The organism is Roseateles sp. GW821-FHT02E12 (genome assembly GCF_059421665.1).
On record NZ_JBWKVK010000002.1, the window covers coordinates 883,590 to 909,142 of the forward strand.

At 69.3% G+C, this 25,553-nt stretch carries 25 protein-coding genes and 1 other RNA gene; 17 read left to right on the forward strand and 9 right to left on the reverse strand.

The genetic code is table 11. The features are described from left to right. Positions 1 to 18 precede the first annotated feature (18 nt). The 5 genes from AC07V5_RS14815 to AC07V5_RS14835 all read left to right on the forward strand — a co-directional run bounded on the left by AC07V5_RS14815 (position 19) and on the right by AC07V5_RS14835 (position 6,190). Positions 19 to 1,836 (forward strand): HDOD domain-containing protein, encoded by a 1,818-nt coding sequence (locus AC07V5_RS14815; protein ID WP_495116437.1) that lies wholly within the window; start codon positions 19 to 21, stop codon positions 1,834 to 1,836. Positions 1,837 to 1,846: 10 nt separating this feature from the next. Beyond that, positions 1,847 to 4,231, forward strand: a complete 2,385-nt coding sequence (locus AC07V5_RS14820; protein ID WP_495116438.1) for a protein kinase domain-containing protein — start codon at positions 1,847 to 1,849, stop codon at positions 4,229 to 4,231. A 165-nt stretch (positions 4,232 to 4,396) separates the two neighbouring features. Continuing rightward, the gene (locus tag AC07V5_RS14825) at positions 4,397 to 4,759 is read left to right on the forward strand and encodes a DUF4398 domain-containing protein (protein WP_495116439.1); all 363 of its coding nucleotides are present in this window, start codon (positions 4,397 to 4,399) and stop codon (positions 4,757 to 4,759) included. Between the two features lie 32 nt (positions 4,760 to 4,791). Further along, on the forward strand, positions 4,792 to 5,727 hold the full coding sequence (locus tag AC07V5_RS14830; RefSeq protein WP_495116440.1) for an OmpA family protein: 936 nt from the start codon (positions 4,792 to 4,794) through the stop codon (positions 5,725 to 5,727). 37 nt (positions 5,728 to 5,764) lie between these two features. Then, positions 5,765 to 6,190, forward strand: a complete 426-nt coding sequence (locus AC07V5_RS14835) for a hypothetical protein (RefSeq protein ID WP_495116441.1) — start codon at positions 5,765 to 5,767, stop codon at positions 6,188 to 6,190. A gap of 87 nt (positions 6,191 to 6,277) precedes the next feature. On the opposite strand, the gene AC07V5_RS14840 is transcribed toward AC07V5_RS14835, so the two are convergent. The 5 genes from AC07V5_RS14840 to AC07V5_RS14860 form a co-directional block, all read right to left on the reverse strand. After that, positions 6,278 to 7,378 carry a Kelch repeat-containing protein gene (locus AC07V5_RS14840; protein ID WP_495116442.1) on the reverse strand — a complete coding sequence of 367 codons (1,101 nt, stop codon included), beginning with the start codon at positions 7,376 to 7,378 and terminating at the stop codon, positions 6,278 to 6,280. A gap of 135 nt (positions 7,379 to 7,513) precedes the next feature. Then, complete coding sequence (locus AC07V5_RS14845; RefSeq protein ID WP_495116443.1) at positions 7,514 to 9,625, reverse strand: winged helix-turn-helix domain-containing protein; 2,112 nt, start codon at positions 9,623 to 9,625, stop codon at positions 7,514 to 7,516. A 33-nt stretch (positions 9,626 to 9,658) separates the two neighbouring features. Then, positions 9,659 to 9,755, reverse strand: an RNA gene (gene ffs, locus AC07V5_RS14850) — signal recognition particle sRNA small type. Positions 9,756 to 9,765: 10 nt separating this feature from the next. Beyond that, positions 9,766 to 10,152 (reverse strand): SirB2 family protein, encoded by a 387-nt coding sequence (locus AC07V5_RS14855; protein WP_495116444.1) that lies wholly within the window; start codon positions 10,150 to 10,152, stop codon positions 9,766 to 9,768. A gap of 17 nt (positions 10,153 to 10,169) precedes the next feature. Then, complete coding sequence (locus AC07V5_RS14860; protein ID WP_495116445.1) at positions 10,170 to 11,282, reverse strand: AIR synthase-related protein; 1,113 nt, start codon at positions 11,280 to 11,282, stop codon at positions 10,170 to 10,172. Between the two features lie 64 nt (positions 11,283 to 11,346). Between AC07V5_RS14860 and AC07V5_RS14865 the strand changes: the two genes are divergently transcribed. From AC07V5_RS14865 to AC07V5_RS14885, 5 genes are read left to right on the forward strand one after another with little or no spacing between them, the layout of a single operon-like run. Further along, positions 11,347 to 12,516, forward strand: a complete 1,170-nt coding sequence (locus AC07V5_RS14865) for a hypothetical protein (protein ID WP_495116446.1) — start codon at positions 11,347 to 11,349, stop codon at positions 12,514 to 12,516. Between the two features lie 40 nt (positions 12,517 to 12,556). Then, the gene (gene dnaX / locus AC07V5_RS14870) at positions 12,557 to 14,446 is read left to right on the forward strand and encodes a DNA polymerase III subunit gamma/tau (protein ID WP_495116447.1); all 1,890 of its coding nucleotides are present in this window, start codon (positions 12,557 to 12,559) and stop codon (positions 14,444 to 14,446) included. A gap of 13 nt (positions 14,447 to 14,459) precedes the next feature. After that, a complete protein-coding gene (locus tag AC07V5_RS14875) occupies positions 14,460 to 14,786 on the forward strand; it encodes a YbaB/EbfC family nucleoid-associated protein (protein ID WP_495116448.1) in 327 nt (108 codons plus the stop codon). Next, positions 14,774 to 15,364 (forward strand): recombination mediator RecR, encoded by a 591-nt coding sequence (recR, locus tag AC07V5_RS14880; protein WP_495117069.1) that lies wholly within the window; start codon positions 14,774 to 14,776, stop codon positions 15,362 to 15,364. The genes AC07V5_RS14875 and recR overlap by 13 nt, the downstream gene beginning before the upstream one ends. Positions 15,365 to 15,385: 21 nt before the next feature. After that, positions 15,386 to 15,778 (forward strand): MAPEG family protein, encoded by a 393-nt coding sequence (locus AC07V5_RS14885; protein WP_495116449.1) that lies wholly within the window; start codon positions 15,386 to 15,388, stop codon positions 15,776 to 15,778. A gap of 7 nt (positions 15,779 to 15,785) precedes the next feature. Here the strand turns inward: AC07V5_RS14885 and AC07V5_RS14890 are convergent, their stop codons facing one another. Both AC07V5_RS14890 and gloB read right to left on the reverse strand, forming a co-directional pair. After that, positions 15,786 to 17,384, reverse strand: coding sequence for a transglycosylase SLT domain-containing protein (locus AC07V5_RS14890; protein ID WP_495116450.1), 1,599 nt, complete (start codon positions 17,382 to 17,384; stop codon positions 15,786 to 15,788). Beyond that, positions 17,381 to 18,166 carry a hydroxyacylglutathione hydrolase gene (gene gloB / locus AC07V5_RS14895; protein ID WP_495116451.1) on the reverse strand — a complete coding sequence of 262 codons (786 nt, stop codon included), beginning with the start codon at positions 18,164 to 18,166 and terminating at the stop codon, positions 17,381 to 17,383. Before gloB ends, AC07V5_RS14890 begins: the two co-directional genes overlap by 4 nt. Before the next feature lie 53 nt (positions 18,167 to 18,219). Between gloB and AC07V5_RS14900 the strand changes: the two genes are divergently transcribed. Genes AC07V5_RS14900 through dcd form a run of 5 tightly spaced genes read left to right on the forward strand, consistent with a single transcriptional unit; the run spans position 18,220 to position 23,583 of the window. Further along, positions 18,220 to 18,936: a class I SAM-dependent methyltransferase gene (locus AC07V5_RS14900; protein ID WP_495116452.1), complete on the forward strand. Its 717-nt coding sequence runs from the start codon at positions 18,220 to 18,222 to the stop codon at positions 18,934 to 18,936. Beyond that, positions 18,933 to 19,418 (forward strand): ribonuclease HI, encoded by a 486-nt coding sequence (rnhA, locus tag AC07V5_RS14905; protein ID WP_495116453.1) that lies wholly within the window; start codon positions 18,933 to 18,935, stop codon positions 19,416 to 19,418. The genes AC07V5_RS14900 and rnhA overlap by 4 nt, the downstream gene beginning before the upstream one ends. A 19-nt stretch (positions 19,419 to 19,437) precedes the next feature. Next, a complete protein-coding gene (locus AC07V5_RS14910; RefSeq protein ID WP_495116454.1) occupies positions 19,438 to 21,444 on the forward strand; it encodes an amidohydrolase family protein in 2,007 nt (668 codons plus the stop codon). Then, positions 21,441 to 23,003 (forward strand): ABC transporter substrate-binding protein, encoded by a 1,563-nt coding sequence (locus AC07V5_RS14915; RefSeq protein WP_495116455.1) that lies wholly within the window; start codon positions 21,441 to 21,443, stop codon positions 23,001 to 23,003. Before AC07V5_RS14910 ends, AC07V5_RS14915 begins: the two co-directional genes overlap by 4 nt. A 13-nt stretch (positions 23,004 to 23,016) precedes the next feature. After that, positions 23,017 to 23,583, forward strand: coding sequence for a dCTP deaminase (gene dcd, locus AC07V5_RS14920; RefSeq protein ID WP_495116456.1), 567 nt, complete (start codon positions 23,017 to 23,019; stop codon positions 23,581 to 23,583). Positions 23,584 to 23,589: 6 nt separating this feature from the next. Here the strand turns inward: dcd and AC07V5_RS14925 are convergent, their stop codons facing one another. Together AC07V5_RS14925 and AC07V5_RS14930 are read right to left on the reverse strand one after the other, a co-directional pair. After that, complete coding sequence (locus AC07V5_RS14925; protein WP_495116457.1) at positions 23,590 to 23,769, reverse strand: hypothetical protein; 180 nt, start codon at positions 23,767 to 23,769, stop codon at positions 23,590 to 23,592. Positions 23,770 to 23,776: 7 nt separating this feature from the next. After that, the gene (locus AC07V5_RS14930) at positions 23,777 to 24,262 is read right to left on the reverse strand and encodes an SRPBCC family protein (RefSeq protein ID WP_495116458.1); all 486 of its coding nucleotides are present in this window, start codon (positions 24,260 to 24,262) and stop codon (positions 23,777 to 23,779) included. Positions 24,263 to 24,401: 139 nt separating this feature from the next. On the opposite strand from AC07V5_RS14930, the gene AC07V5_RS14935 reads away from it, so the two are divergent. Together AC07V5_RS14935 and AC07V5_RS14940 are read left to right on the forward strand one after the other, a co-directional pair. Beyond that, complete coding sequence (locus tag AC07V5_RS14935; RefSeq protein WP_495116459.1) at positions 24,402 to 24,809, forward strand: cupin domain-containing protein; 408 nt, start codon at positions 24,402 to 24,404, stop codon at positions 24,807 to 24,809. 8 nt (positions 24,810 to 24,817) lie between these two features. After that, positions 24,818 to 25,546: a sigma-70 family RNA polymerase sigma factor gene (locus AC07V5_RS14940; protein ID WP_495116460.1), complete on the forward strand. Its 729-nt coding sequence runs from the start codon at positions 24,818 to 24,820 to the stop codon at positions 25,544 to 25,546. The last annotated feature ends 7 nt before the right edge of the window (positions 25,547 to 25,553 follow it).

The window sequence follows — 25,553 nt, forward strand, 5'->3', positions numbered from 1 at the left end:
TCAGACACATTTCCCGCCGTGCCCGAAAACTCTCCCGCACCTTCCGCCAGCCCTTTGCGCAGCTTCGGCCGTTTCGAGCTGCGCGCGCTGCTGTCCAAGAGCGCCCGCAGCCTGATCTGGCGCGTCTTCGACGCCCGCCACGGCCAGGAGCTCATGCTGTGCATGCCGCGCGACAAGCCCAACAGCGCTGCAGCGCTGGAGCACTGGCTGCGCATGGCGCAAGGCGGCGAGCGCGTGCAGCATCCCAACCTCGCACCGGTGTTCGAGATCGGCCAGGTTGAGGGTTGGCCTTATGTGGGCTACGACCGCGCCCTCGGGGAGACCTTGGACGAGCGCCTGGCGCGCCAGAACGCGCCGCTGCCCATCGACGCCGCCGGCTGGGTGGCCCAGCTCCTGGAAGGCCTGGCCTTTGCGCACGAGGCCGGCCATGCCCACCGCGACATTCAGATGACCAGCCTCGTCATCGACGCGAGCGACAAGGTGCGCCTCATCGGCCTCGAAGTGGCGCAGGAGGTCTTCCCCGCCACGGTCGACTTCAACGCCGTGACCCGCCGTGCGGTGCGCGAGTCGGCCGAGGAAGACGTGCTCTGCGTCGGCCTGCTGCTCAACCGCATCCTCAGCGGCAAGCCCGTGCTGGAGGAGAACGACCTGCAGCACGTGGTGCAGCAGATGCAGCCCCTCGGCCGTGAAATGGTTCGGCTGGGCTGGGAGGCACCGCACCCCATCCCCGACCCGCTGCGCGCCATCTGCAACCGCGCAACGGACCGCCAGCTGCGCCAGCGCTACCACCTGGCGCGCAGCTTCTGGCGCGCGCTGGACGGCTGGCGCCAGGCCGCTGCCTACGACAGCGGCGGGCCCGTCGCGCTGCTGATGGACAAGCTGCAGCGCATCGGCCACCTGCCGACGACGACGACCGGCCTGCATCGCTTCACGGGCGGCTCGGGCCTGGAGTCCCAGCATGCCAGTGCGCTGTCCGAGTTCGTGTTGAAGGACATGGCGCTGAGCCTGGAGCTGGTGCGCCGCGTCAACAACGCGCTGAAGCAGAGCGGCCACCAGGGCGAGACCGTGCTGAACATGCAGCGCGCCATCCAGATGCTCGGGCTGGACGGCTTGCAGCTCGCGGCCAATTCGCTCAAGCCCTGGCCGGGGCCGCTGGCGCCGGTGGCCGCCGAGATGCTGCGCCAGCTGATGACCCGCGTCTCCAAGGCCGCCCAGGTCGCGCAGGCCCTGCGCCCGGCAGGCTATGACGGCGAGGTGGTGCACCTCATCACCATCATGCAGAACCTCGGCCGCCTGCTGCTGCAGTACCACTTTCCGGATGACGCCCAGCAGATCCGCCAGCTCATGGTGCCGCCGGAGCCCACCGAGGAACAGCCCAACCCGCCCGCCATGAGCGAGCAGGCCGCGGCCTACGCCGTGCTGGGCTGCGACCTGGACGCGCTGGGCATCGCCGTGGCCCGCCACTGGGGCCTGGGGGACGAGCTGCTGCAGATGATCCGCCGCCAGCCGCTGGACGCTGCCGTGCAGGCGCTGCGCAGCGACACCGACACCATCCGCCTGACCTGCAGCTTTGCCAACGAGCTGATCGACGCGCTCGGCCTGCCCGAGGCGCGCCGCCGCCCAGGCCTGGAGGTCGCAACGCGTCGCTATGCCAAGGTGCTGGGCGTCGGGCTGCGCGAGGTCATGGAAGCGCTCAACCCCGGCACGCACAAACCTGCGGCCACCGCACCCAAGCCTAGCGAGGACGCTCAGGCTGCGTCGTCGTCGTCGTCGTCGTCGTCGTCGTCGTCGTCGTCTTCGCTGCGCGACCGCCTGTCCGCCCGCGGCGGCTCCTGAACCTCACGCCATGGCCGACGACCTGCCTCCCCAGCTCGGCCGCTTCCGCCTGCTGCAGCGCCTGGGCGAGGGCGCGCAGGCGACGGTCTGGCTGGCCCACGACCCGCTGCTGGACCGCGAGGTGGCCGTCAAGCTGCTCAAGCCCGCGGCTGAACCCGGCAGCGTCGACGAGTGGCTGCACGAGGCCCGCGCCGTCAGCCGCCTGACCCATCCCAACATCGTGCCGGTCTTCGAGGCCGACACCCAGGGCGGGCATTCCTACCTCGTCTTCGAGTACGTGTCCGGTGGCACGCTGAGCCAGCGCCTGCGGGCCGGGCCGCGGCCCTCGGCGGCCGAGGCCGTCACGATCATGCTGAGCATCCTGGACGGCCTCACCGCCGCCCACGCCGCCGGCCTCGTGCACCGGGACCTGAAGCCCAGCAACATCCTGCTCGACGGCCGTGGGCGCTCGCGCGTCATGGACTTCGGCATCGCGGCGCGGGTATCGCCAGACGCCAATCACCCGTCGCGCATCGTTGGCACGCCGGGCTACATCTCGCCCGAGGCTGCGCGCGGTGCGCCGGCGCATCCGCAGATGGACGTGTTCGCGGCGGCCGTCATGCTGGCCGAGATGCTCAGTGGCCAACGCCTCAACCAGGACCCCGACCCCTGGCGCGCCATCCAGCGCGTGCAGACCACCGACCTCATCCTGCCCTCGGGCCTGGACGCCAGCGTGGACGACGCGCTGCGCGCCATCGTGCAGCGCGGCCTGGCCCGCGAGCCGTCGGCGCGCTGGCCCAGCGCGGCCCTGCTGCGCGACGCGCTGGCCGCCTGGCTGCGGCCCGTGGCCGAGCCCGATGCCGAGGCCCAGGACGCGCCGGTGCTGGACTTCCTGCTGCGCCGCATGCGCCACAAGAGCGACTTCCCGGCGCTGTCCGAAGCCATCGGCCGCATCCAGCGCCTGACGCAGTCCGAGAACGAGAGCCTGGCCAGCCTCTCCAACGAGATCCTGAAGGACGTGGCCCTCACGCAGAAGCTGCTGCGCCTCGTCAACACGGCCCAGTACCGGCATGCGGGCGGTGGCGGCATCAGCACCGTGTCGCGCGCGGTTGCGCTGATCGGCTTTGCCGGCATCCGCAATCTCGCGTTGAGCCTCGTGCTGCTGGAGCGCATGGAGAACAAGGGCCATGCCAAGCGGCTGCGCGAGGACTACCTGCGCTCGCTGATGGCGGCGTCCCTGGCGCGCGAGCTCTGCCCCAACCCGCGCGAGGCCGAGGAGGCCTTCCTCGGTGCGATGTTCCACCACCTCGGGCGTTCGCTGACCGAGTTCTATTTCCCCGAGGAGGCAGAAGCCGTGCGCCGCCTCGTCAGCCCGACCGACGATGGCCAGCCGGCGCTGAGCGAGGGGGCCGCATCGGCCCAAGTGCTGGGCATGAGCTACGAGGCCCTGGGCCTGGGCGTGGCCCGGCAATGGGGCCTGCCCGACAGCCTGCAGCGCGCCATGCGCCGCCCCGCGGGCGAACCGCCGGCGCGCCTGCTGGACGACGGCATCGAGCGCCAGCGCTGGCTGGCCCGCGCCAGCAACGACATGGCCGACCTCATCCTGAACACGCCGCCCGAGCAGGCCCACGCCAAGCTGCGCGCCATGGCGCAGCGCCACTCGCGGGCCCTCGGCCTGAGCGCCGAGGCCTTCGAGCAGGCCGCCGATACAGCCCGCCAGCACCTCGCGCAGATGACGGAGGCGTTGGAGCTGCATCTTCCCAAGGATTCGCGTGCGCAGCGCCTGCTGGCGCCGTTGACGCCCTCGGTGCAGGACTCGCTGACCGCGCATGAGCTTGCGCCCACGCAGGTGCTGGAGCGCACCCAGGACAAGGGCAAGACATCGCCCGCCGAGCAGGCCACCCAGTTGCTGGCTGCCGGCGTGCAGGACATCACCGACGCGATGGTCGAGAACTTCCAGCTCAACGCCGTGTTGCGCATGATCCTGGAGACCGTCTACCGCGCGTTGGGTTTTCGCCGCGTCATCTTCTGCCTGCGCGACGCGCGCGGGCAAGCCCTGACGGGGCGGCTGGGCGTTGGCGCCGACGTCGAGCGCCTCGCGCCGCTGCTGCGCGTGGACCTGACGGCCCAGCCGCCGGACCTGCTCGCCGCCGTTTGCCTGAAGGGCGCCGACACGCTGATCCAGGATGCCCGCGCGGCCAACATCGCCACGCGGCTGCCGAGCTGGTTCCGAGGCGAGTTGCAGTCGCAGAGCTTTCTGCTGCTGCCCCTCATGCTCAAGGGCGCGCCGCTGGGGCTGATCTACGCCGACCACGCCGTGGCCGGTGCCGTGCAGCTGGGCGACAAGGAGCTCTCCTTGCTGCGCACACTGCGCAACCAGGCCGTGATGGCCTTCAGGCAGGCCTCCGGCGCCTAGCCCTACAGCGCGGTAAGGCGTCTCCGACACGCAGCGGCGCTGCCGGCTGACTGGCCGAAGGCACGCCGCCGCGAATACTGGTGATGCACCGCCAGGAAACCCTGGCCCCGGCGCATCCAACGTTTTTCTGCGGCCGCCGGGTTGGTCCAACCAGCAGGAGCTCGTATGAAATTCCCTTCGACGCACGGCAGAACGATGCTCGCCATCGCGGCCGCCCTGGCCCTGGCCGCGTGCGCATCGCCACCTCCGCCCAAGGAGCAACTGGCGGTCGCCAACTCGGCGGTCGACCAGGCCTCCAGCAACGCGGCAGACGCCCCGGCCGAACTGGCCTCGGCGCGCGACAAGCTGGGCCGCGCCAACGCGGCCATGGCCGCCAAGGACTACGTCGCAGCCCGCCAGCTCGCCGACCAGGCCGCTGCCGACGCAGCACTGGCCCAGGCCAAGGCCCGCTCCGCCCGCTCAGACCGCGCCTTGGGCGAACTGAACGAAAGCATTCGCCAGCTGCAGGTGCAGCTGAACCGCTCGTGATCCGAGTGACCCGACCACAAGGAAGCATTGCCATGAACAAATTCGCCACCACCCTGACCACGCTCGCCGCCGCGGCTCTGTTCGCCGGCTGTGCCAGCGGCCCCACCGTTACACCTCAACTGGAGCAGGCCCGCAGCAGCGTGTCGCGCGCCTCGAGCGACCCGGCCGTGTCCAAGTACGCCGCGCTGGAGCTGAAGAAGGCCTCCGACTCGCTGCGCCGCGCCGACGAGCTGAGCGCCAAGCGCGAGTCGCCGGCCGACATTGACTCCGCCGCCTACGTCGCGATGCAGCAGGCCCGCACGGCCCTGACGATCGCCAAGGCCGCTTCCGACGAAGACGCGATCAAGGCCGGCGAGGCCGAGCGTGAGCGCGCCCGCGCCGATGCGAACGGTGTGGCCGCTGCCCGTGCCCGCGCCCAGGCTGACAGCGCCCAGACCCAGGCCGCCACCGCAAACGCGCAGGCTGCCATGGCCAGCGCTGACGCGAACAGCGCGCGTGCCCAGGCCGCCGCTGCGCAGACCACTGCCGCCGTCGCCCAAGCCCAGGCCGCCGAATTGCAGCGCGAGCTGGCCGAGCTGCAAGCGCAACAGACGGACCGCGGCATGCTGGTCACGCTGGGCGATGTGCTGTTCGAAACCGGCCGTGCCGAGATCAAGCCTGCCGCGCAGAACGCCATCGGCAAGCTGGCCAACTACCTGAACCAGCACCCGGACCGCCGCGTGCTGATCGAAGGCTTCACCGACAGCACCGGCAGCGATGCCAGCAACCTGACGCTGTCGCAACGCCGCTCGCAGGCGGTGGCCGACGCGCTGCGCGCCCGTGGCGTCGATCCGACCCGTGTCGCGACCCGCGGCTATGGCGAGGCCTATCCGGTGGCCAGCAACTCGAGCACATCCGACCGCGCAATGAACCGCCGTGTCGAGGTCTACATCTCGAACGACAACCAGCCGGTCCGCGCACGGGGTTGATCCCCGCGCCTGTCATCACTCATCAAAGGAGATTGCGATGACGATTCAGTACACCCCCCGATGTCTGGCCACCGCCTGGATTGCCGCCGGCCTCATGGCCGTGAGTGGCATCGCCCAGGCGGCGCCCAAGGCCAAGAACGTCGATGAACTGCGCATGCAGTACGAACGCGAACGCGCCAGTTGCATGACAGGCCAGACCAGCCAGCCACGCGACGTCTGCCTGCGCGAAGCCGGGGCGGCCTACGCCCAGGCCCGCCAGGGCCGGCTGATCTCGCCCGATGACGGCCCTGAGCAATGGGCCAGCAATGCGCTGAGGCGCTGCCAGGTCCAGCCCGCGGGCGACCGCGAGCTGTGCGAGCGCCGTGTGCGCGAGGGCCAGGTGGACGGCAGCGTCTCCGGTGGCGGCCAGATCAAGTCGCTGACCGTGCGCTCGACCGACATCCCGAAGTCGCCAGGCGGCTGAGTTTGTTTGTCAGCAGGGAAGGTGGCAACCCTTCCCTGGATCGGCCGGAACCCGCATCCATGCGGGTTGCCGGCCGATTTCGCTTTCTCAGTTCGGTGGCTGGAAGCGGTACAGCGCGCGCGACTCGGTGCCCACTGCATCCGCGCCGGCCGTGAAGCCGCCCATCACGTAGATCGCGTTGCCCACCGTCACGGCGCCCAGGCCGTGGGCGCGGTAGGGCATGGCGTCCAGCACCTGCCAGCTGTTGGTGGCCGGGTCGTAGCGCTCCACCGCGTTGCTGACCGTGCTGCCGCTGGCTGTCGTCGCTTCGCCGCCGAAGACATAGAGCTTGCCGTTCAACACCGCCGCCGCAATGCTGCCGCGTGCGGTGGGCATGGCGGCCGCCGTCTGCCAGCTGTTGGTGACCGGGTTGTAGACCTCGTGCGTGGCCAGGCTCAGGTGGTCGTTGGCGCGGATGCCGGGTGAGCGGCCGCCGATGACGTGGATCTGCGCGCTGATGACGCCAGCCGCTGCCGCGTTGCGGGCGGTGGGCATGGGCGTCAGCGCATCGGTCGCCCAGGCGTTGCCAGCGGTGTCGAAGGCCGAGAGGCTGGCCAGCGAGGCGCTGGCGGCGTTGCTGAGGTTCCAGCCACCCAGCAGATAGAGCTTGTTGTTCAGCGCCGCCGCGGCGCTGGCGAAGCGGCCGCTGGGTAGGTTCGGGCCGAGAGTCCAGCTGTTGCTGGCCGGGTCGTAGACCTGCAGCGAGGTGCTGGCCTCGCCGCCCAGCGCGTAGACCTTGCCGCCCGACGCCAGCGCGGCGACGTTGTCCGTGCCGCGCGGCAGGTTGGGGCCGGCCGCCCAGGTGTTGGCGGCGACGTCGTAGATGTAGACCGTGCGGCTGGTGTCGTAGCCGCCAGTGACGAGCAGCTTGCCGTTCGCCTCGGCCACGCCGAATTTCGCGGCGCCGGCGGGCAGATCGGCCAGTGCAGTCCAGCCGGCCGGGGCGGGAGCGGGCGCAGGTGCGGGCGCGGGCGCGGGCGCAGGGGCCGGTGCGGGGGCTGGTGCAGGAGCCGGCGCTGGAGCTGGGGCCGGGGCCGGGGCCGGGGCCGGCGAGGGTGCCGGGGCATCACCCCCGCCGCCCCCGCAGGCGGACAGGCTGGTCAACAGCGTGAGCAGGGGCAGCATGGTGTTCGGGTTGCGTGCGGGCAAGGCTTTTCTCCTGGGTTGGCTTGGTCAGGCCATTAGGAAATCCCGCCTCAGTACCGTGCAAGCGTTCGCGCTCCAATCGGCATCCAGCCGCAATCCAAAATAAATTCGGCTTTCAAATCAACGCTTTGCAGAGCGTCAGTGAGCCAGCATCAGGTCCGCGTAGGCCAGGTCGGCCAGCTCCACAAAGACGCTTCGGCCGCCTTCGCCCAGGCTGAACGCGGCCATCTCCGGGAAGCTGCCCAGCGCATGCCGGGCCAGCACGCGGCGTTGGCCGCCACGCCAGGGTGTCAGCTCGAAGCGTTCGGCGTCCGAGCGGGTCAGCGCCAGCAGGCCGTCGGGGTGCAGGGCCCAGTCGACGAGGCTGGCGCCTTCGGCCGCCACGTCCAGGCGCTCGACCGCACCGCTGGCCGGCGTCAGCGCGAGCAACTGGGACGAACTGGCCGGCTGGTAGTAGACGCGCCGACCATCGCTGGCGACGCGGCCCGCTTCGGTAGGAGCCGGTGCGCCGGCCAGGGCTTGGCCGCCGCTGCCGTCCACCGCGAAGCGCCAGACTTGCCAGGCACCTCCCCGGTTGCTGGTGACCCAGATCTGCGTGCCATCCCAGGCCGGCGGCCCGTAGAGGAAGCCGTCGGCGGCCAGTGCGCGGGGTTTGCCACCCTCAGGGCCGCCGTTGTCGTCCAGCAGGCACAAGCCCGAGCGCTGCTGCTCACCGCAGTGCCCGAGGAAGGCCAGCCGGCGCCCATCGGCGGACCAGGCCGGCGCGGTGGCCCTGCCTGGCAGTCGCGTGAGGCCCTGGGCCTGGCCACCGTCCAGCCGTGCTGTCCAGATCTGCGGCAGGCCCGAGCGCCGCGAACTGAAGGCCAGCAGCCGCTGCGTGGCGTTGAAGTCGGGCTGGCGGTCTGACGCAACGGAGCCGATGAGCCGTCGCGGCGCGGTATCGCTGCCGTCCAGCAGTACCTCGCCGATGCTCACATGGCTGCGCATCAGCGCGTAGACGAGCTGGCCGTCGCGGCCCATGGCCGGCGCGCTGCCTTCCAGCCCCAGCGGCACGGCGCGCGCGTGGCGGCGGTCCCAGCGCATCAGCATGCGGGCGTCGTGCTGGGTGGTGGCGTAGATCAGGTCCTGCCCGTCGGCCGCGTAGGTGATGCCGTGCAGATAGTGCAGCTTCTCGCGGCTCAGCCGGGTGATGGCGCCGCTGGCCACGTCCAGCTCGAACAGGTCACGCGTGCCGCCGACCGCATCGCCGCGCGCGAAGGCCAGCCGCCGGCCGTCGGGCGACCAGGCGGGCTGGTGATCGGGCAAGGCCTGGGGAGGGCTTTGTGTGAGGCGCTGAATCGCACCACCGTCAGGTGAGATCAGGAACAGGCCGGCCTCGCCACCCTGGTCGCCGGTGAAGGCGATGCGGTCGCCGCGCGGCGACCAGGCCACGATGGGCGTGAAGAGGGGGTGGCAGGCACCCAGCGCGCGCCGGCCCTTGCGCAGGTCGTAGATCCAGAGCTGGCATTGCTCGGGCGTGGGCCGCGCAGCGTAGACCAGCGCGCTGCCGTCCGGTGCCCAGGACAGGCCAACGATGTCGCCCACGCCGCCGCCGATGGCCTGCGGTTTGCCCTGAGGGTCGGCCACGGTGCGCAGATACAGGTCCGCCTGGCCCTGGCCCTGCCACCAGCCAAAGGCGAGCTGGCGACCGTCGGGCGACAGCGCACCGACGAACTCGTGGCCGGCGTACTGGGTCAGTGGCGCGATGGTCCAGCGGGCGGGTTCGCTTGCGGTCGGCGCACTGCCGCGTTGCAGCCAAAACCCACCGGCCGCCAGCACGACGGCCAGCAGCGCGGCCGCGATGACCGGCCAATGCCGGGCCGTCGCTGGCGTGGGTGCGGGTTCCGGCGAAGCAGGCTCGGGCGCCAGCACGCGCACGGGTGCGATGAGCCGATAGCCCTTCTTCGGAATGGTTTCCAGGTAGCGCGGCGATTCGCTGTCGTCGCCCAGCGCCTGGCGGATGGACCAGATCGCGTTGTTGATGGCCTGGGGTGCGACGTATTCGTTGCCGTCCCAGATCAGCGCGACGATGTCCTCGCGTGGCACCGTCTGGCCCGCACGCTCGGCCAGCAGCAGCAACAGCGCCATGGCCTTGAACCGCAGCGGCCGGGTTTCGCCGTCGCGCAGCAGCCGGTTGCCGGCGGCATCCACCGTCCAGTCGCCGACCTGAAAAGACTGCGCCGCGAGCGCGCGCACGTCAGCCGTCGACATGGAGAGCGTCGCGGTTCAATAAAGCGGGGGAGGGGTGACGAGCCTGACCCCGGCACTGGTTGCAACGCTTAGGGCTGCTTGGTTCCCCACCTGACCCGGTTGGGCGCGCTTCCATGCGGGGAGGCCCGTCGAGGAGCATTCTAACCGGGGAGAAGCTGGCGGTTGATCGAAAGGTCCATCGCCAGCGCCAGCAGTGCAAGGGCCGTCAGATAGCCCAGCAGGTGCAGGCGTGCCTGGCTCATGGCCCAGTGGCCGCAGATCATGTAACCCACCAACGCAACGAGCTTGGCGCCCAGCCACCAGTCGCGCGTGAGGCTGTAGCCGATGGAGCCCCACAGGCTCAGGCCCGAGACGACGAGGCAGGCGTTGACGCCGAACACCAGCACGAGCAGGCGTGCGTCCTTGGCGATACTCTGCAGCTGCTGCGTGCCGAACTGGAAGAGCAGCCCACGCACGAAGAACAGCGCCACGCTGCACCAGGCCAGCAGCACATGCCACTGGACCATCTGCGAGTAGTACCAGGTCATGGCTGGTGCGCGCCAGTTCAGCGCAGGTGCAGGTCGTCTTCGCTGAAGCGGATGGACAACGGCTCGATCAGCAACTGCTTCTCGCCTGCCTCGACGTTGCCCGCCACCCAGGCCTCAATGCCGCAGTCGCGTGCGACCTGGGCGGTGCGCTCGGCGTCCTCGGCCTTCACGAAGATGGCGAAGCCCGCGCCCATGTTCAGCGTGGAGTAGGCCTCACGGTCGTCCTGGCCAGCTTGCTTCTGAATGAAGTCCAGCACCGCTGTCTTCGGCGGCACGGTGTGGATGCGATAGGTCAGGGCTGCGGGGTGGCGCAGCAGCTTGCGCCAGCCATGGCCGGTGATGTTGGCGCAGTAGTGGGGTGCGATGCCGGCCTTCCACAGCGCTTCCGTCACGGGCGAGTACAGCGCCGTGGGGGCCAGCAGCGCCTCGCCATAGGTGAGGCCCGGCTCGATCTCGGTGAGGTAACCCTGGGGCAGGCGCTCGGCCAGCTTGCGGGCCAGGCTCAGGCCGTTGGCATGGATGCCGCTGGAGGCCAGCAGCACGATGGCATCGCCAGCGCCCAGCTTGTCGCCGACCGACAGGCGTTCCTTGGGGTTGATGAGGCCGGTGCAGGACGCGGCCAGGTCGATGCGGCCGTCTTCCACGATGCCGGCCAGGGCGGGCGTCTCGCCGCCGCCCCAGGCGACCTGGCAGGTGTCGCAGGCCGCTTTCCAGCCGGCCACGAGGGCTTGGGAGCGCTGTGCGTCGCCGAACCAGTCGCTGCCGCCAGCGGCCCAGTAGGCCTGCACGACCAGCGGCGTGGCGCCGACGGTGATCAGGTCGTTGACGGCCATCGCGATGGTGTCCTGAGCGATGCCGGCGAAGAAGCTCTTGCCCGTCAGCTTGGCCATCTCGTCGGCCACCAGGGTCTTGGTGCCCAGGCATTCGACGATGGACGCCAGGTAGAACGGGCCCACGTCGACGACATAGGCCGATTCGCCGCGCGAGGCCTTGACCTCGGTGAAGCCGTGGCCGGCAAGGTGGGTCGCCGTGGCGGCGGCGGCGCGTTGGGCCGTGATCTTCAGCGGGTCGATCAGGTCGTAGTTGACGCCGGCCTGGTCGTAGGTGAGGGGGGCTGCGGGGGAGGTCATCCGGCAATTATCGGCGGACCTTTCCGTGGCTACCATCCGGCGCCTGTCCAAGGGAGAGAACGACATGCCCAGCCTGGTCATTGCCAAGGGAGAACTCTGGCTGCACGCCGATGGCGCCGCGCCGCAACAGATCACGTCGCAGTTCGCGCGTGAAGTGATGGAGCGTGACGAGCGCAGCCGGCGCAGCTCGTCCTGGAAGCATGCGCCGCGGGAGCAGCAGACGGGTGTCATTCCCAGCCATTCGCTGTGGGGCAGCCAGAACGGCGGCATCACCGCGCCACCGCGCTTCCTGCACGCCTGCTTCGGGCCGGACACTCAAACGGTTTACTACGTGCAGCGCGTGGGCGAGTCCGTCGGGCTGTTCCGGCTGCACGTGCAAGAGCAGCGCGAGGTGCGCCTGTTCCACAAGGCCAAGATCGACATCCGGGGCCTGGCTTACCACCCTGGGCAGAAGCACCTGATCCTCGGTGTGGGCCACGAGGACGGCACGGCCCAGATTGAGGTCTACGACGAGGAAGGCACGCTGAAAGGCGCTGTCACCGGTGGCGACAGCATCGATGCTTCGCCCTCGGTGGTGCCCGGTGCCGCTTCGGCGCTTCTGTTCCAGAGCAGCGGCGTGGCGCGCCACCCCGATCACGGCTTCGTGAGAGCCGTCGGCCATGCGACCCTGTGCCGACTGGACTACCGCAGCGGCAACCTGGAAGTGCTGGCCGATGACGCCCGCTTTGATTTCCTGGCGCCGCGCATCGACGCGAGCGGTGCGATATATGCCATTCGCCGGCCCATCGAGAAGCCGGCTGGCGAGCGGGCGGGCAGTGCGTTGATGGACACGCTGCTCTTTCCGGTCCGCCTGCTGAAGGCGGTGTTCGGCTTTCTCAATGTGTTTTCGATGATCTACGGCAAGGAGCCGCTGCGCTCTGCCGGCGGGCCGCGCACGCCCGAACTGGACCAGGACCTGGGCAAGATCTGGCTGCAGGGCCGCCTCATCGACCTGCAGCGCGTGCGCGATGACCCGCAGTACGCCGGCAAGCTCGTGCCAGCCTCCTGGGAGCTGGTGCGGCGGCAGGGGCGGGGTGACTGGGACGTCCTGGCCCGCCACGTCCTGAGCTTTGATCTGGCCGCCGACGGCGCCGTCGCGTACAGCAACGGCAACGAGGTGCTGGTGCAGCGCGGTGACGCCGCGCCGACCCGTCTGGCCCAGCACGAAATCATCGAGTCGGTCTCCGTCGGCTGAGCTTCCCGGCACTTGCCCAGACCCTCCCTAAAATCCCCCCATGAGTTATCAGGTCCTGGCCCGCAAATACCGTCCGCAGAGTTTCGAGCAGCTCGTGGGGCAGGAGCATGTCGTGCAGGCCCTCGCCAATGCGCTGACGCAGGGGCGCCTGCACCACGCCTACCTGTTTACCGGCACGCGCGGCGTCGGCAAGACGACGGTGTCGCGCATCCTCGCCAAGAGCCTGAACTGCGTGGGGCCGGACGGCACGGGTGGCATCACGGCCCAGCCCTGCGGCGTGTGCCATGCCTGCCGGGACATCGATTCCGGCCGCTTCGTCGACTACGTGGAGCTGGACGCCGCGTCCAACCGCGGTGTCGAGGAAATCTCGCAGCTGCTGGACCAGGCCGTCTACAAGCCGGTCGTCGGGCGCTTCAAGGTCTACATGATCGACGAAGTGCACATGCTCTCGAACACCGCCTTCAACGCGATGCTGAAGACGCTGGAGGAGCCGCCCGACTACCTGAAGTTCGTGCTGGCGACGACTGACCCGCAGAAGGTGCCGGTCACCGTGCTGTCGCGCTGCCTGCAGTTCAACCTGCGGCCCATGGCGGCGGCCGACGTGCAGATGCACCTGGGCAATGTGCTGGGTGCCGAAAGCGTGCCGGCCGAGCCGGGTGCGCTGCGGCTGCTGTCGCGTGCCGCGCGGGGCTCGATGCGTGATGGCCTGTCGCTGACCGATCAGGCCATTGCCTTCGGCGCCGGCTCGCTGACCGAGGCCGGTGTGCGCCAGATGCTGGGCAGCGTGGACCGCGGCCACGTGGTGGCCATCGTGGATGCGCTGTCCGCCGCAAGTGGCGAGGCCGTCGTGGCCCAGGCCGATGCGCTGCGCGGTGCGGGCCTGTCCGCCGCCGGTACGCTGGAAGACCTGGCCACGCTGTTCCAGCAGATGGCACTGGCCCAGGCCGCGCCCACGGCGCTGGACGATGCCGACAACGAGACTGCCGAGATCCGTCGCCTGGCCGCCGCACTGCCGGCCGACGAGATCCAGCTGATGTACAGCATGGCCCTGCACGGCCGCGCCGAGCTGCATCTGGCGCCGGACGAGTACGCGGGCCTGCTGATGGTGCTGCTGCGCATGCTGGCTTTCCGGCCGGCGGGCACCGGCACGAAGCCGGTCAAGGCCGCGGCCCTGGTGAGGCCCACGGCAGTGGCCAAGGCGGTCGTGGCCGTGCCTTTGCCCAAGGTGGCACTTCCCGCGCCGGTCGCGGCGCCTGTTGCTGCCATCGTCGCTGCACCCGTTGCGGCACCTGTCGCCGCGCCCAAGGTTTTTGCGCCGCCCCCCGTGGTCGCAGCGCCCGTGGTTGCCGAGCCGTCAGCCCCCAAGCTCAGCGACCGCCTGCGGCCGCGCCCGGTCGAGGTCGAAGCCCAGGCCGACGACATGGACCTGGACGGCCCGCCACCCGACGACGCGCCGCCACCGTGGATGGAGGCGGATGACGCACCCGCGCCGGTGACTGCCGCCGCGCGCGAACCTGATGCTCCGCGCCGCGCTGAACTGCGCGAGACGCCCGAAGGCGCGCAGTGGTCCGAGCGCATCGCGGCCCTCAACCTCGTGGGCATGACGGGCGAACTGGCCCGCCAGGCCCAGGCCCTCGGCTTTGCGACCGCTGACGGCCGCGAGGTCTGGACGTTGCGCGTCGAACGCGAATCGCTGCGCGCGCCCGCGCTTGTCTCCAAGCTCGAAGCGGCGCTGAATGCCAGGCTCGACATCGAGGTCGGCGTGGCCGAGGATTCCATCGCGCTGCGCACCGTGGCTCGTGCCGAGGCCCAGCAGCGCGCGGCCGAGGATCTGGCCGCCCAGCATCCGATGACACGGACGCTGCTTTCCCAATTCCCGTCGGCGCGCATCCTGCCGGGCTCCGTGCAGCCGCTGACTCCCTCTCTTTGACAAGGACACGATCATGATGAAAGGCCAACTCGCCGGCTTGATGAAGCAAGCCCAGGCGATGCAGGACAACCTGAAGAAGGCGCAGGAAGAGCTCGCCAACATCGAGGTCGAGGGCCAGAGCGGCGCCGGCCTCGTCAAGGTCGTCATGACCTGCAAGAACGAGGTCCGCCGTGTCACCATCGACCCCAGCCTCCTGGCCGATGACAAGGACATGCTGGAAGACCTCGTGGCCGCCGCCTTCAACGACGCGGTGCGCCGCGCCGAGGCCACCAGCGGCGAGAAGATGGGCAAGCTGACCGCCGGCATGCCCATGCCCCCGGGCATGAAATTCCCGTTTTGAACTCGCTTGATGCGCTGATCGAGGCGCTCAAGCGTCTGCCCGGCGTGGGCCAGAAGTCGGCCCAGCGCATGGCGTATCACCTGCTGCAGCACGACCGGCTGGCCATGCCGCGCCTGGCCGACGCGCTGACGGCTGCCGGCGAGCGCATCAAGCACTGCGAGCGCTGCCACACCTTCAGCGAGACGCCGATCTGCAGCGTCTGCTCTGACGCCGAACGCGATGCACACCTGCTTTGCGTCGTCGAGACACCGGCCGACCAGGCCGCGCTGGAGCGCACCGCTTCCTACCGCGGCTACTACTTTGTGCTGCTCGGGCGCCTCTCGCCGCTGGACGGCGTGGGCACGCGCGAGATCGGCGCGGCCGAGCTGCTGGCGCGGGCTGCGGAGGAGGGCGTCGAAGAGGTCATCCTCGCCACCAGCTTCACCGCCGAGGGCGAGGCCACGGCCCATGTGCTGGCCGAGGCGCTGCGCGCGCGGGGCATCCGGTCGACGCGACTCGCGCGCGGCGTGCCGGTGGGCAGCGAGCTCGAATACGTGGACCTGGGCACCATCGCCCACGCCCTGACCGATCGACGCTGAAAGACGCTGAAGGAAGCCCCGATGACCATTGCCCAACTCTGCCTGCTGGTGGCTTGTGCGCTGCCCCCGCTCTGCGCGGGCCTCGCCAAGTCCAAGGGCGCTGGCAAGCGCAGGCGCGATGGCGGTTTCGACAACAACCGGCCGCGCGAGTGGCTGGCCAGGCTGGATGGTTGGCAGGCGCGCGCGAACGCCGCGCAGGCCAACAGCTGGGAGGCACTGCCGATCTTTCTGGCCGGCCTCTTCGTTGCCCACCAGCACCAGGCCGTGCAGGCTACGGTGGACGCGCTGGCTGTGGGCTTCATCGCCGCCCGGCTGGCCTTCATCGGCCTCTACGTGGCAGACAAGGCGACGCTGCGTTCGCTGGTCTGGACGGCTGGCATTGCTGCCAGCGCGGCGCTGTTCTTCGTGCGCTGAACGTTTCTTACGGCGCAGCCGACGCGACGACGTTGCCGCGGCCCTTGCCACCGCGGTCCTTGGCGATGGCGCGCGGCGCGGCCGGCTTGGCGGCCGTGCGCGTCGGGGCCTTGGCCTTGGTGGTCGACTTGGCCGCCGCGGGGGCTGCCGACGCCTTGGCCACCACGGGCTGGAATGCCGTGTAGACGACGACGGCCTGCCCCGGCTTGAAGCGCGTGGCACTGGCCACCTTGTTCCACTGCGCCACCTGCTCGGCCTTGACCTTGTAGCGTGCGGCAACGCTGGCGACGGTGTCGGCCTTGCCGGCCTTCAACGTCACCTTGCGCAGCGGCGGCGCGTCGGGTGCGAGGTTGAGGCTGGCCGTGTCCGCCAGGCGCTCGGAGACGTCGTCGTGCACATGCTCGCCACGCGGCACCAGCAGCGTGGAGCCCGCCTTGACGAGCATCTTGGGCGGGATCTTGTTGATCTCGCGCAGCAGGCTCTCGGGCATGCCGGCGCGCTTGGCTGCGTCGGCCGGGCTCATGGTCTTGGGCACGACCCAGGCCGTCCAGCTGGCCATCGGGCCGGTGTGGCGGGCGAGGTTCTCGGCGAAGGCGCTGGCCTGGTCGTAGGGCAGCAGCACCTGGGGCGTGGCCGCGGCCAGGATGACCGGCTTGTTCATCTGCGGGTTGAACTGCTGGAAGGTCTCCAGCGAGATGCCGGCAAACTGGGCGGCCAGCGCCACATCGACGTCGCGCTCGATCTTCACGCTCAGGAAGAAGGGGTGGTTGGACACCACCGGCAGCGCTAGCGCATAACGGTCGGGTGCGAAGACGATGTTCTTCACGGCCTGCAGCTTGGGCACGTAGTAGCGCGTCTCGTCGGGGATCTTCAGGCTGGCGTAGTCGGTCGGCAGGCCCAGCTTCTGGTTGCGGGCGATGGCCTTCTGCACATTGCCCTGGCCCCAGTTGTAGGCGGCCAGCGCGAGGTGCCAGTCGCCGAACTGCTTGTGCAGGCGGCCGAGGTAGTCCAGCGCGGCGCGCGTGGATGCCAGCACGTCGCGGCGGTCATCACGGAAGATGTTCTGCTTGAGGTCGAAATCGCGCCCGGTGGCGGGCATGAACTGCCACATGCCAGTGGCCTTGGCGCTGGACACGGCGTGCGTGACGAAGGCGCTCTCGATGAAGGGCAGCAGGGCCAGCTCAGTGGGCATGCCGCGCTTCTCGACTTCCTCGACGATGTGGAAGAGATAGCGGCTGCCGCGCGTGGTCATGCGCTCGACGTAGTCGGGCCGCGCGCTGTACCAGGCCTCGGCCTTGCGCACCCAGTCATCGTCCAGGTCCTGCAGCTGAAAGCCTTTGCGCACGCGGGCCCAGAGGTCTGCGTTCACATCCGGGCCGTCGAGGTCGATCTTCTCGCCGGGGCGCAGGTTGTCTTCCAGCAGGTCGGCGGCCGTCATGTGCAGCGGCGCAGCGGCCACGACGGGTGCAGGCGCGGGCTGGGCCTGGATGGCTGCAGGAGCGGGGGAGGGTGGGGCGGCGAGACCGGGCTCGGTCGGCGGAGCGGTGGCGCAGGCGGCGAGCAACGCGGCCAACACCAGAGGAGCGAGTCGGTGGATCAGGGTCATCGGAATCCGTTCTTCCATTCGCGCAGCGTGGCGAACACATCGACCGGGCTGGGCGCGGCCGGTAGTTTGAGGGGGGCGTGGCGGCGGGCGGCTTCGCGCAGGGCCGGCTCGGTACAGCGCAGGAAAGGGTTGATGCGAATCTCGTTGCCGATGCGGCCCGGCAGCGTGGGCCGGCCAGCGGTGCGCTCGGCCTCGCACCAGCCGGTGTAGTCGATCAGCGCCGTGTTGGCGGGGTCCACCTCGCGCGCGAAGCGCAAGTTGGACAACGTGTATTCATGGGCGCAGCAGAAGCGCGTTTCGGTCGGCAGCGCGGCCAGCGACTGCAGTGACGCGTGCATCTGCGCCGGTGTGCCTTCAAACAGCCGCCCGCAGCCGCCGCTGAACAGGGTGTCGCCGCAGAACAGCAGCGGCTCGCTGCCGGGCACCTTGGCCGCGAAGTAAGCGATGTGACCGGCTGTGTGCCCCGGCACGTCCATCACGGCAAACTGCAAGCCCAGCAGCTCGACGGTGTCGCCACCCTGCACGCGCTGCACCGGCTCGGGCATCTTCTCGTGGGCGGGGGCGTAGATGGGACCTTGCAGGCGTGCCCGCAGCGCGTCGACGCCGCCGACGTGATCACCGTGGTGGTGGGTCAATAGAATGCCCGCGAGCGTCAGGCCCCGGGCATCCAGGGCCGCCAGCACCGGCGCGGCATCACCGGGATCGACGACGAGGGCCTCGCGGCCGTTGTCAAGCAGCCAGAGGTAGTTGTCGTCGAAAGCGGGGACAGGCGTGAGCGTCAAACCGAGCGTCAATGTGGCGCCAACCCATGACAGATAAAGCGCCGAGTATAGATTTGGCAGCCTGGCTGCAGACCCCGCCCGGCCGCCACCTTCTGGCCTGGGAACAGACCCAGGTGGATGCCGCCGTGGCCGACCTGTTCGGCTTCCACGCGCTGCAGCTCGGCCTGCCCGAGCTGAACGGCCTGCAGACCAACCGCATGCCCCACCGCTGGCTGGCCGGCCGCGACCCTGTTTGTCACCTCCAGTGCGACTTCGACGCACTGCCCTTCGAGAGCGCCAGCCTCGACCTCGTGCTGCTGCCGCATGCGCTGGAGCTGGCCTGCGACGCCCACGCGCTGCTGCGCGAGGTGGAGCGGGTGCTGCGGCCGGAAGGCCGGCTCATCGTCTTCGGCCTGAACCCGGCCAGCCTCTGGGGCCTGCGCCAGAACCTGGGGCGGCTCAAGCGCCGCGGCGAGCCCTATCTGCCGCGCGACGGCGACTTCATCGGCTACTGGCGCCTGCGCGACTGGCTCAAGCTGCTGAGCTTCGACGTCGAGGCGGCGCGCTTCGGCATCTACCGGCCGCCGCTGCGCTCCGAGGCCTGGCTGCAGCGCTGGCGTTGGGTCGACGGCGTCGGTTCGCGCTGGTGGCCGGTGCTGGGCGCCGTCTATTTCATCCAGGCGGTCAAGCGCGTGCACGGCATGCGCATGATCGGCCTGGCCAAGAACTCGCGCGTGGCGGCCAATAAAGCGCCCGCCGTCGCACTGAACAACAACCACAAGAAACGATGACTGAACCCACCAAGCCTGCGCTGGCCATCAAGAAGCCCCAGGTCACGATCTATACCGACGGCGCCTGCAAGGGCAACCCTGGCCCCGGCGGCTGGGGTGCCTGGCTGTCCAGCGGCGGCCACGACAAGGAGCTTTTCGGCGGCGAGCGCGAGACGACCAACAACCGCATGGAGCTGACCGCCCCCATCGAGGCCCTGGCCTCGCTCAAGCGCAGCTGCGACGTCGTCGTCTACCTGGACAGCGAATACGTTCGCAAAGGCATCACCGAATGGATCGTCAACTGGCAGCGCCGCGGCTGGAAGACGGCCGACGGCAAGCCGGTCAAGAACGCCGACCTTTGGGCGCGCCTGGACGCGTTGCGCAAGCTGCACACGGTGGAATGGCGCTGGGTCAAGGGCCATGCCGGCGACCCCGGCAACGAGCGCGCCGACATGCTGGCGAACAAGGGTGTGGCCTCGCTAAGTAAAGTCCGCGCCACCTAACGCCACAGGGATCGCGCCCATGAAGCTCCTGCCCCCGCTGCTCGCACTGCTGCTCGTTGGCGCTGCCCATGCCCAAACCTACACCGTGCTCTGCGCCAAGGTGGCCTGCGGGCGGCTCCTGGTCACCGAGGGCCCCGGGCGGCTGGACGTGGACTACAGCTACCGCAACAACGGCCGCGGCCCCGACCAGAAGGAGGTGCTGGAGCTGGCGCCCGATGGCGCCTGGCTGGGCTACCGCACCGAGGGCGTGTCGACCTACGGCGCGCGCATCGACGAGAGCTTCGAGTTGAAGGACGGCCGCGCGAGTTGGCGCTCGCCCGTGGACCGCGGCGAGCGCGCCGGTGCGGGGCGCGAACTGGTCTATCTGCCGGTGCAGGCCAGCCCGGCCTGGGCAGGGCGCCTGGCGCAAACGCTGCTGAAGCGGCCCAACCAGCGCGCCGCTGCGCTACCCGTGGGCCAGCTCGGCATCGAGCGTGTGCAGACGCTGAAGCCCGCCGGCGCCGGCTACGAGGTGGGCCTGTACGCCATCGATGGGCTGGACCTGGAGCCGAGCTATCTCTGGCTGCGCGAGGACAACCACACGCTGTTCGCCAAGGTGGACCCCGGCTGGGGCGGCACGCTGCTGCAGGGCTTCGAGGCCGAGATGGATCGCCTGTCCGACTTGCAGAAGGCGGCGCAGCTCGCGCGGCTGGAGCGCCTGGCCAAGACGCTGCCCAAGCCGCTGCCGGGGTTGACCGTCATTGAAGGCGTGCGCTGGTTCGATTCGCAGGCGGCCGTGCTGCGCGGGCCGTCTGATGTCTACCTGCTCGATGGCCGCATCGCGGCAATAGCCAAGCCCGGCAGCCTGAAGAACGCCGAGCCGGCCCAGCGCATCAGTGGCAAGGGTCGCACGCTGCTGCCCGGCTTCATCGACATGCACGCCCACCTGGACGCCAGCGCGCTGCTGCTGAACCTGGCCTCCGGCGTGACGGCCGTGCGCGACGTGGGCAACAGCAACGCCGACCTGGCCGAACTGCGCGGCCGCATCGAGCGCGGCGAGGTGCTGGGCCCTCGCGTCGCGGCCAATGGCTTCATCGAAGGCAAGAGCCCGTTCTCGTCGCAGGCCGACTTCGTGCCCGACAACCTGCCCGATGCGCTGGCTGCCATCGACTGGTATGCCGCCCACGGCTATCGCCAGCTCAAGCTCTACAACTCCATCCGGCCCGAGTGGGTCAAGCCCATGGTGGCACATGCCCGCGAGCTGGGGCTGCGCACCGGCGGCCATGTGCCGGCCTTCATGACGGCGCGCCAGGCCGTCGAGGCGGGCTATGACGAGCTTCACCACATCAACCAGGTCACGCTGAACTTCCTCGTCAGCAAGGGCGACGACACGCGCACGCTGCTGCGCTTCAACCTGCCTGGCGACAAGGCCGCCGATCTCAAGCTCAACGACCGGCGCACCCAGGATTTCCTGTCGCTGCTCAAGAAGAAGGGCACCGTCGTCGACGCGACGATGACCGCCTTCGAGGCGCAGTACACGCAGCGCCAAGGCCAGCCCAACCCGAGTTACGCCATGGTGGCCGCCAACCTGCCGGCCGTCGTGCAGCGGGGGTTTCTGTCGGCCGAGGTCGACATGGACGACACCAAGGCCAGGCGCTGGGGTGCGAGCTGGAAGGTCATGACCGACCTGCTGCGCCGCATGTATGCGGCCGGCATCCCGCTGGTGGCGGGCACCGACGCGACACCGGGCTTCGCGCTGCAGCGCGAGATGGAGTTGTATGTGCAAGCCGGCATCCCAGCCGCGCAGGCGCTCAAGATCGCCACCTGGAACGGCGCGAAGCACAGCGACCGCCTGAGCGAGATCGGCAGCATCGAGCGCGGCAAGCGGGCTGACCTCGTGCTGGTGGACGGCGATCCGGTGGCCGACATCCGCGCCATCCGCCGTATCGCTCTCGTCGTGCAGGGCGACAAGGCCTTGTCGCCGTCGGCCCTGTACCAGTCCATGGGCATCCTGCCCTTCGTTCCCGCCGCGGAGATCACCAAGTGAAGTGTCTTACCGCACTGCTGCTGACGCTGCCCCTGCTGGCGGGCGCCGACACGACGCTGCGCTTCTGCGCCGCAGGCAGCCCCAAGACCTTCGACCCGGCGATGACCGACAGCGGCATCGACCATGTCACCCATCTGCCCATCTTCGGCAATCTCGTCGAGGTCAAGCGCGGCGCCGATCAGTACATCCCTGGCCTGGCGACGAGCTGGAGCCTGAGCCCCGACGGCCTGGCCTATACCTTCGAGCTGCGCCGTGGTGTGGCCTGGCAGTCGAACGAAGCCTTCAAGCCGACGCGCGAGTTCAACGCTGACGACGTGATGTTCACCTTCGGCCGCCTGCTCAGCCGCGACAGCGCCTTCGCCAAGGCCCTGCCCGGCGTGTCGCCCTATGTGGCGTCTTTCGGCTGGGAGAAGCTGATCCAGAAGGTCGAGAAGCTCGGCGACTACCAGGTCCGCATCACGCTGGCCGAGCGCGACGCGAGCTTTGTGCATGCGCTGACGCTGGCCTTCGCGGCCATCGAATCTGCCGAGCTGGGTGCCCAATTGCTGAAGGCCGGTACACCCCAGCGGCTGGCGCAGTTGCCCATCGGCACCGGGCCCTTCCAGCTCAAGAGCTTTCGTGCCGACGCCGTCATCCGCTATGTGAAGCACCCAGGTTGGTGGCGCAAGGACGAGAAGCCGCGCGCCGATCAACTTGTCTTTGCCATCACGCCCGACGCCACCGTGCGCGCCCAGCGCCTCAAGCGCGACGAATGCGACATCGCATATCCCGTCGGCCCCGCCGAGCAGGCCGAGCTGGCAAAGAACCCGGGCATGAAGTTCGCCACCGCGCCCGGCATGAATGTGGGCGTGCTGGCCTACAACACCAAGCGTGCGGCCCTGGCGAAGCTGGAGGTTCGCCAGGCCCTGGACATGGCCATCGACCGGGCTGCCATCCTGCGCACCGTGTATGGCGATGCCGGCACGCTGGCCACCACCATCGTGCCGACGGCCAACTGGGCTCATGACGCGACGCTGAAGGCCGCGCCCCACGACCCCGCCAAGGCGCGTGCCTTGCTGCAGAAGGCCGGCGTGCTGCCGCTGGAGATCACGCTCTGGGCCATGCCCGTCACGCGCGTCTACAACCCCAACGGCCAGCTGATGGCGCAGATGATCCAGGCCGACTGGGCCAAGGTGGGCGTCAAGGCGCGCATCGTCACCTACGAGTGGGGCGAGTACCTGCGTCGCGTCGATGCCGGCGAGCATGATGCGGCCCTGAGCGGCTGGAACGGCGATCCCGAGCCGGCCGGCACCCTGGGCCAACTGGCCTGTGGAGCCGCCAGCGGCACCGGCGGCTGGTGCGATCCGGCCTACGACAAGCTGCTGTCCGACGCCCGCCAGGCCCTCAAACAGGACGAGCGCAAGGCCCTCTATGCCAAGGCGCAGCGACTGGTGCTGGAGCAACTACCCTGGACGCCCATCGCCTACGGACGCCCGGCCATCCCACAGCGCGCTGCGGTCAAGGGCTTCGTGCTGGACCTCGACGGAAGCATGTATTTCGATGGCGTGACTCCACGCTAAGCAAGGAAAAGAGATGACCATCAAGAGCGACAAATGGATCCGCCGCATGTGCGAGCAGCACGGCATGATCGAACCCTTCGAGCCCGGCCAGGTGCGCGAGCAGGACGGCCGCAAGATCGTCAGCTACGGCACCAGCAGCTACGGCTACGACATCCGCTGCGCGCCCGAGTTCAAGGTCTTCACCAACATCCACAGCACGGTGGTGGACCCGAAGAACTTCGACGAGAACAGCTTCGTCGACATCAACAAGGATGTCTGCATCATCCCGCCCAACAGCTTCGCGCTGGCGCGCACGATGGAGTACTTCCGCATCCCGCGCAACGTGCTGACCGTCTGCCTGGGCAAGAGCACCTATGCCCGCTGCGGCATCATCGTCAACGTCACGCCCTTCGAGCCCGAGTGGGAAGGCTATGTGACGCTGGAGTTCAGCAACACCACGCCGCTGCCGGCCAAGATCTACGCGGGCGAGGGCTGCGCCCAGGTGCTGTTCTTCGAGAGCGATGAGGTCTGCGAGGTCAGCTACAAGGATCGCGGTGGCAAGTACCAGGGGCAGGTGGGTGTGACGCTGCCCAAAGCTTGAGCACCTTCAGCTTCTTGCTTCACGCAAACACTGCTGCAATCGTTCGATAAATGCTTCGACTTCCTGCTCGGACAGGTCGAGTGGGTCGCCGTGGCTCCCTATGGCGATTACGCAGATGGCGCCGTTGTCCTCGACCCATGCCTCCATGCGGTCAGCACTTGGCAATTGCATCGGTTCTTTCATCATCGGCCTGTCACCCACCCATCAACGCCAGATACTGGATCAACCCCATTCGCCCCGCCCGCATCACCCTTTTGTGATTCCACCTGAACAACGGCGCCAGCAGCGGTGCCGTCCAGCGCAGGATGCCCGGCGGCAGCGTGACGCGCCAGACGAAGGTCACGTCGGTATGCCCGCCCGCTTCCGGTAGCGCCTGCTTCATCAGCCAGATGCCTTCGCCGGCCAGCGTCCCGGCAGCCCGGGCGCGCAGGCGTTGTTCGCGCAGCACCTCGGTTACTTCCAATTGCAGGTGCAATCGGTAGCCCAGGCCGGTGCGAAAGGTGATTTGCTGCAACAGTCCCACGCCCGTACCGTCGCCGCTGCGCAGCTTCTCCACGCCCACCACGCCCGGCCACCAGCGGGGCCAGTGCTCGGTTTCCGTGATGGCCCGCCAGACGTGCGATACCGGTGCATCCAGGCGCCAGTGGCTGACAAGGTCGAAATAGGCGATCTGGGACATGTGAAAGGAATACGACCGGGCGCGCAGGCTAGATGCTAGAGCCTGTTAACAACGCAGCTCGTTACAGCAGTATTGGCAGGCTCAACGCTTGCGAAGGAGTACGCTGCATCCGGAAACAAGTTCATTGCGTACTGTGCTTATGACCTCGTCCTCCGCCACCCCCGCCCAGGCCCGCGCGATCCGCCGGCGCCTGCTGGAGCGGGTTGCCGACACCGAAGACAGCCACCTGACCATTCCTGCCGGCGCCTTTGGCTGGCAACCCTATGGTGATGGCGTGCAGATCAAGGTGTTGCATGAGAACGAGGGCATTCTGAGCTATCTGCTCAAGTTCGCGCCCGGCGCCCGCATCGACGCCCACCGCCACCCGGTGGACGAGGAATGCCTGGTGCTGGAAGGCGTGCTCAAGGTGGGTAGCCAGACGGAGGTGGGCCCCGGGGGCTATCACCTGGCCCGCGCCGGCAGCCTGCATGCCGGCATCAGCACCGAGACGGGCGCCACCATCTTCCTGCGCGGCGCCGAGCCGCACGTGGACCAACTGCTGGTTTGAGGAACACCATGAACCTCCCGCACTCCCAAGAAGCCAACGGCGACGAGCCGCCCGCGCATTCACTGCTGTTCGACGACGTGGAGCTGCACGCCGACGAGGCCGAGGCCCTGGACGCCTGCGCTGCGGTGGCGGCCAAGGCGGGCTGCACGCCGCTGGACGACACGCTGCTGGAGACCTGGATCGCCGGCATCGTCGACCACGACGAGCGAGCCCTGCTGGCCCTGTACGAGGCCACGTTGTCGCGCGTCTACGGCCTGGTGCTGCGCCTGGTGCGGCGCAGCCAGCTGGCCGAGGAGGTGGCCGAGGAGGTGTACTTCCAGGTCTGGCGCCAGGCACCGCGCTTCGACGCCGAGCGCGGCCGGCCACTGACCTGGCTGCTGGGCATGGCCCGTTCGCGCGCCATCGACGCCATCCGCCGCGAGGCGCGCTTCCAGCACGAGGAGCTGGACGAGGAGGTGCACAACTTCACCACCTCGCTGTCGGCACCGGCCACCGAGTCGGGCGACGAGCTGCTGTCCGTCGCCCAGGGCCATGCCGAGCTGCACCGCGCGCTGCTGCTGCTCAAGCCGCAGCCCCGCCAGCTCGTCGCGCTGGCCTTCTTCAACGGCCTGTCGCACGAGGAGATCGCCAGCCAGACCAGCCTGCCACTGGGCACGGTCAAATCGCAGATCCGCCGCGCGCTGATCACGCTGCGCGAAGCGCTGGGCGACAACGGCGCGCACGCGCTGCCGGCTTGAGGGGCAT